This window comes from Xenorhabdus sp. KJ12.1, from assembly GCF_963876495.1.
Lineage (GTDB): Bacteria > Pseudomonadota > Gammaproteobacteria > Enterobacterales > Enterobacteriaceae > Xenorhabdus > Xenorhabdus stockiae.
Map to the genome: position 1 here is coordinate 1 of NZ_CAWNQH010000106.1, position 6,617 is coordinate 6,617.

7 protein-coding genes are annotated in these 6,617 nt (G+C 41.8%); 6 read left to right on the forward strand and 1 reads right to left on the reverse strand.

Annotation, left to right across the window (positions count from 1 at the left end; all coding sequences use genetic code 11):
- The 4 genes from AACS92_RS18650 to AACS92_RS18665 all read left to right on the forward strand — a co-directional run.
- Positions 1-208: hypothetical protein (locus AACS92_RS18650; RefSeq protein WP_206602270.1), on the forward strand; the 208-nt coding region annotated here is incomplete at its 5' end.
- 246 nt (positions 209-454) lie between these two features.
- Positions 455-1,270 (forward strand): ABC transporter ATP-binding protein, encoded by an 816-nt coding sequence (locus tag AACS92_RS18655; protein WP_099111920.1) that lies wholly within the window; start codon positions 455-457, stop codon positions 1,268-1,270.
- Between the two features lies 1 nt (position 1,271).
- The gene (fhuF, locus tag AACS92_RS18660; RefSeq protein WP_241538039.1) at positions 1,272-2,012 is read left to right on the forward strand and encodes a siderophore-iron reductase FhuF; all 741 of its coding nucleotides are present in this window, start codon (positions 1,272-1,274) and stop codon (positions 2,010-2,012) included.
- Positions 2,013-2,027: 15 nt separating this feature from the next.
- On the forward strand, positions 2,028-2,675 hold the full coding sequence (locus tag AACS92_RS18665; protein WP_099111922.1) for a Qnr family pentapeptide repeat protein: 648 nt from the start codon (positions 2,028-2,030) through the stop codon (positions 2,673-2,675).
- A gap of 22 nt (positions 2,676-2,697) precedes the next feature.
- Here AACS92_RS18665 and AACS92_RS18670 read toward each other — a convergent pair whose 3' ends face one another.
- A complete protein-coding gene (locus tag AACS92_RS18670) occupies positions 2,698-3,591 on the reverse strand; it encodes a LysR family transcriptional regulator (RefSeq protein ID WP_169926609.1) in 894 nt (297 codons plus the stop codon).
- Between the two features lie 129 nt (positions 3,592-3,720).
- On the opposite strand from AACS92_RS18670, the gene AACS92_RS18675 reads away from it, so the two are divergent.
- Positions 3,721-5,046 carry a M20 family metallo-hydrolase gene (locus AACS92_RS18675; protein ID WP_099111924.1) on the forward strand — a complete coding sequence of 442 codons (1,326 nt, stop codon included), beginning with the start codon at positions 3,721-3,723 and terminating at the stop codon, positions 5,044-5,046.
- A 90-nt stretch (positions 5,047-5,136) separates the two neighbouring features.
- Positions 5,137-6,513: an AbgT family transporter gene (locus tag AACS92_RS18680; protein ID WP_099111925.1), complete on the forward strand. Its 1,377-nt coding sequence runs from the start codon at positions 5,137-5,139 to the stop codon at positions 6,511-6,513.
- The last annotated feature ends 104 nt before the right edge of the window (positions 6,514-6,617 follow it).

The following is a 6,617-nucleotide window of genomic DNA, read 5'->3' on the forward strand; positions in this document are numbered from 1 at the left end:
TTCTAAATTATACATGCCTGAGGATCTCCACGATTTTGTTTTCTTTAGCAAAAACTTTGATCGTGCCTCAGGCACTTTAGTTCCCTTCTTAAGCGAAGCTCAGGTTATGTTATATCTTCGAGCCTATCTTTACCCATTTCCTTCGTCTTTTGAGTTGTCTCTTTTGCTAGCTAAGGCTGCTTATCCCAATCATTCCCGGTTGCCGTAATTTATCCTGAAATGCGTTATGTATAAAACCTTTGCAGTAACATGGTTGTTAATGATAATAATTTTAATTATCATTCGCTAAAATAAAAACATCATTGATGAACCACAGTTAATATCCGGAATTGGAGAGCGATATTCTGGCTTATATAAATTGTCACTCTATAAAGCGTGTCTCTTTAGTGACTGCGGTGATTGGGGGAATTTACTTGATGTATTTACTGTATGCCGAATTAAGGAGAACACAATAATGCCATCGGACGTCAATTCCTCAGTAGTGACTTCGCGGCTTAAAGCCCAGAGTCTTTCACTGGCATACGGTAAAAAAACGATTATTGAAGATATTAACCTTGCAATCCACGATAACGAATTCAGCGTTATTATTGGCCCTAATGGGTGTGGGAAATCGACGTTGTTGCGGGCAATTAGCCGAAGTATGCAGCCACAACATGGTGAAATTCAACTTGATGGAATAAATATCCATCGTTATAAGCCAAAAGCGGTTGCACGTGAGTTGTCACTGTTAACCCAAGGGGCAATAGTGACGGAAGCGTTGACGATTTATGACCTTGTTTCCCGCGGTCGCTATGCTTATCAGACTTTCCTGCGGCAATGGTCAGAAACAGATGAACGCGTTGTCAGAGAATCCTTACAGGCTGTCGATTTATGGGATATATCGGAAAAATTTGTCAGCGAACTCTCAGGAGGTCAGCGTCAGCGTGCATGGTTTGCTATGACACTGGCACAGCAAACGCCGATTATCCTACTGGATGAGCCGACGACTTATCTGGATATTTCCCATCAGATTGAAATGCTTGATTTATGCCAACGCTTACATCAGCAGGGAAAAACATTGGTATTGGTTTTACACGATATTAATTTAGCCCTGCGCTATGCTACACGGTTGATCATGATGAAGAATGGTCATATTTATGCGGAAGGAAAGCCTGAAGAAATCATCACAGAGCAGAGTATTGCCGATGTATTTGGTCTGGCATGCCGAATTATCCGTGATCCAGAATCCGATAAGCCATTAATTATTCCGAGATATAATGGAAGGGTGTAGAATGACTCAGATAACGTCAGAAATAGATGTTAATAATATTGTTGGTTTATTCGACAGCGCATTCAGCCATTTTAATTCATCGATGAAAGTGAATGCGGAAAATATTCCAGAAGGCAGCATGGTATTTCATCAATGGTCGAATGAAAAAGAATTTTTACCATTAATGCAACGTTACCAGAATGAATATTATGCAAAGAGTGATCAGAAGCCGAATAGTAAAGGGCTTTATTCTTTATGGGCGCAGTGGTATTTTGGCATAGTTGTTCCGCCGCTGATGCTAATATTGCTGGAATACCCTCAAGCAGCAGATGCTGATTATAATCTTTTTCAGGTTGAATTTCATGAAAGCGGCCGGCCTAATATGGTTTACTATCAATTAACCTGGATGGATGAGCCTATATCTTTACTGGACCGCTATTATGCTTTATTGGATCGCCATATTATTCCGGTCTGTGAAAAAATTGAATCTTATAAAGGGATTAATGGGCGTTTGCTATGGAATAATATTGGTTATGTGATGTATTGGTATTTAAGTAACTTCAAAGAAAGAGTGAGTGATGAACAATATCAAATATTGGTCAATAATCTTTTCTTTGAAGCAAAATTACCTGATGGCAGAGATAATCCATTATATCGTACAGTGATATTAAGAAATAATATTATACAGCGTCGCTGTTGTTGCCAACGGAATAAATTACCGGGAGTAGGGAATTGTCGTGATTGCCCACTTGAAATTGGTTAATAAATAGGAGGTGTTATGCAAGTAATCCATTTCCGGGAAAAACGGATTGAAAAAGATCAATTTCGTGGTCAGGTGGTTAAAAATACGCATTTTTTTAATTGTGATTTCTCATATGCTGATTTAACAGACAGCCAGTTTATTGATTGCTTATTTTATGAATCCAAAAATCAGCTGAGCTGTAATTTTAAACACGCTATTTTGAAAGATGCCAGTTTTAAAAATTGTGACTTATCGATGGTGGATTTCAGATATGCCAATGCACTGGGGATAGAAATTTGTGGATGTCGGTTGCAAGGCGCTGATTTTCGTGGTGTGAGTTTTATGAATATCGTAAGTCCCACAATTCGGTTTTGTTCAGCCTATATCACCAAAAGTAACTTAAGCTATGCAAATTTGTCTGATGTGGTACTCGAAAAATGTGAACTATGGGAAAACCGATGGCATGGTACTCATATTTTAGGGGCAACGTTCAGTGGCTCAGATCTGTCTGGTGGGGAATTTACAGCTTTTGACTGGTATGCAGCAAACTTTACTCATTGTGATTTAACCAATTCTATTTTGGGTGAAATTGATATACGGCGAGTGGATTTTCAGGGGGTTAAACTAGAATCCTCTCAGGTTGCTGAAATCATGGAACAGCTCGGCATTGTGGTTATTGGCTAGCAGCAGGATGCATGTCAGGCGGTCAATCACGGCAATACATCCGAAACAGTCTGGCTAAATGCTCTCCGGCGGGGGTTAAATTGGTATCTTTACGACGGATCAGACAAAACATGGCTAATGGAAGCTGTTCTTTAAGGTCTAAGGCGACAAATTGCTGATGAAACAGTACATCATCTGCTAAATCGACAGCGACGATGGTCACAAAATCACTTTTGGCAACGAGGCTCATGCAAGACATCAATGTTTCGCACGTGACGCTGAAGACAGGAGGCTTCTCCATTAATGAAAGCCTTTCGAATAAACTGCGATAATAGGTACCTTTTGGTGTTGGCATGGTCCAGTTGCAATCAGATAGCTCTTCTAGAGAGGTCGCATGCTGTTTGGGGTGCCCTTTACGCACAATCACTTTGTACTCTTTTTCCATCAACCTCTCAAAGCTGAGGTCTGCATCTGTATTCTCGGGATAATAGGTATTCACAGAGAAATCCAGTTCACCTTGTCTGAGTTGGGGTAACATAGCCAATAACTGCCCTTCAACAATACGCAATTTGACGGTGGGGTAATTGCGATGAAATTGTGTAATGATTTTTGGCATGATTGTGCGGACAATACAGCCAGCAACGCCAATATTGATGACACCACCGAGTAATCCAATACGTTGCTGAATATCTTCTTGAGCAATTCTCAACTCTTCAAGTATCAAGCTGGCACGTAATAAAAAACTTTGCCCGCACTCCGTTAAATGAATGCCCTGATTACTGCGTATAAATAATTTTGCCCCCAGTGAATCTTCCAATTCACGAACGGATTTTGTCAAAGCAGGTTGCGAAAGTGACAAGGATCGGCTTGCTGCTCGAATACTGCCATAGCGGCTAATTTCAACAAAAGCCCGTAACTGATTGAGTTTTATTGGCATCACTATTTTCTCTTTTGCGATAACTATTAGTTATATAGATGAAGTTAATTGTATCTCATTTAAGCAGCGCCTCTTGTCTACATTAATTAAAAACAAACTACTGATGTGATAACTAAAAGGGATAGGCATATGCAAACTTTATTGAATGAATCTATTCGGCAAATTGCCGGACAACTACAAAACTGGCGTCGTGATTTTCACCATTTCGCTGAGTCAGGCTGGTTTGAATTCAGAACCGCGACCCTTGTTGCTGATGAGCTACACAGGTTAGGTTATAGCCTGAAAATGGGGAAGGAGGTGATTAAAGCCGATGCGAGAATGGGGCTACCTTCAGTACAGGCATTACAGGAACAAGAACAGCGTGCCATCCAACAGGGTGCGAAGGTGGAATGGTTACCACATTTTTCCGGTGGTTTTACTGGCATTGTCGCAACACTGGATACCGGAAAAGCAGGTCCGACACTGGCATTCCGGGTTGATATGGATGCACTTGATTTGAATGAAGATCAGACCCATGTTCATCGCCCTTATGCTGAAGATTTTTATTCCTGTAATGCGCATATGATGCATGCCTGCGGCCATGATGGTCACACAGCTATCGGGCTCGGACTCGCGCGTATATTGAAACAATATGAAAATCGGCTCACAGGAAAAATCAAACTGATATTTCAGCCGGCAGAAGAAGGGACAAGAGGGGCAAAATCAATGGTCGAGGCCGGGGTTGTTGATGATGTTGATTTTTTTATCGCCATCCATATTGGTCTCGGTATACCTATGGGAGAATTAGTTTGTGGTAAAGATAGTTTTCTGGCGACGACCAAAATTGATGTCACTTATCGCGGGGCGGCTTCTCATGCGGGCGGAAAGCCAGAAGAAGGAAAAAATGCTTTGTTGGCTGCGGCTCAGGCTACTGTAGGACTGCATGCCATTTCTCATCACAGCAAAGGTATTTCGCGTATTAATGTTGGCGTATTACAGGCTGGTACCGGCCGTAATGTTATTCCTGACTACGCATTAATGAAAGTGGAAACCCGTGGTGAAACGAATGAAATCAACGAATTTATCTACGGTCATGCCCTTGGTGTTATCGAAGGCGCAGCAAAAATGCAGAATGTGGAGTATGAAATCGAGCTAATGGGGGCAGCGCAAAGCAGTAAACCCAGTCCGGCATGGGTCGATTTTATTTATCAGCAGGCTCAACAGCATGTTCCTGAACTTTCATCTGTTGTTAAAAGCGGTCGTCAATCCGTGGGCTCAGAAGATGCAACTTATTTTATGGAGCGGGTTAAAGCAAACGGAGGTCTGGCTTCTTACCTTATTTTCGGTACTGAACTTAGTGCAGGCCATCATCATGGTCAGTTTGATTTTAATGAAGATGTACTGGCAATTGCAGTGAAAACACTGGCAACAATCACCATTAACCTACCTGATTTTGACGCCGAGCGTCACCAATAACGCTTATTAGGCTTGTCTGTTCAAGGCAAACCTGCATCCAGCCATAACCGCATACAACATAACAATGTCAGCAAATGAAGAGGAAAAACTATGAATCAGGCCTCTCTATCTGTAAATAAGAGTCCGGGATATATTTTGGGATGGATTGAAAAAGTAGGAAATAAAATTCCGAATCCTTTTGTTTTATTTATCTATCTGATTGCCGTGTTAATGATTGCGACTGCTATTTTATCTTGGTTTGATTTGGCGGTAAAAAACCCGATAGATGGAGAAATGGTCAGGGTTAAAAATTTACTCAGTGCTGAGGGAATACAATGGATTCTGCCTAATATTGTAAAAAATTTCAGTAGTTTTACCCCTCTCGGAGCTATTCTGGCGCTGGTCATTGGTGCCGGTCTGGCTGACAAAGTCGGTTTGTTAAGAGCTCTGATGTATAAAATGGCGGCGGGTATCAATAAACGTTATGCCAGTTATATGGTGTTGTTTATCGCCTTTTTTAGCCATATTTCGTCGGATGCTGCACTTGTTGTGATGCCTCCGTTGGGAGCACTGATGTTTATTGCCGTTGGGAGGCATCCAGTGGCAGGATTACTGGCTGCAATTGCGGGGGTAGGATCAGGATTTACGGCAAATATCTTGATTGTCACAACTGATGTTCTGCTGTCTGGCATCAGCACGGAAGCGGCTAAAATGTTTGATCCTAACCTGCATGTCAGTGTCATTGATAATTGGTATTTTATGGCAACATCCGTGATTGTACTGACAATTACGGGAGCAATTCTGACGGATAAGTTTAATGAGCCGCGTTTACCTGCCTGGGAAGGAAATAACGAGGAAAAACTCACGCCACAACAAAACCGTGGGTTGTTAATGACCGGATTGTCGGCCCTGATTTTCATCGGTATTGTTGGGCTGATGGTGGTTCCTGAAAATGCGTTGTTGCGGGATCCACTGACGGGATCAGTCCTTCCGTCACCTTTTATAAAAGGGATTGTGCCACTGATTATTCTGTTTTTCTTTGTAGTCTCCATTACATATGGTGTTTTTACCAAACAAATAAAAACACCTAACGATATTCCTGAGTTACTCGTTGACCCGATGAAAAGCATGGCGGGTTTTATTGTGATGGTTTTCCCTTTGGCTCAGTTTGTTGCTTTCTTTAATTGGAGCCATATGGGGAAATTTATGGCCATTGGCATCACTGGCTTGCTGGAAACTCTGGGGCTGACTGGCGCGCCTGCTTTTATCGGACTGATGTTTTTATCTTCCTTTTTGTGCATGTTTATTGCGAGTGGTTCAGCCATTTGGTCGATTCTTGCGCCTATCTTTGTGCCGATGTTTATTTTACTTGGCTTTCATCCTGCTTTTGCGCAGATCATCTTTCGCATTTCTGACTCTGCTGTATTCCCTTTGGCACCGATGTCACCTTTTCTGCCTCTCTTTTTAGGATTTCTCCAGCGTTATTAACCTGGGCTTCGCTTAAGAAGGGAACTAAAGTGCCTGAGGCACGATCAAAGTTTTTGCTAAAGAAAACAAAATCGTGGAGATCCTCAGGCATGTATAATTTAGAA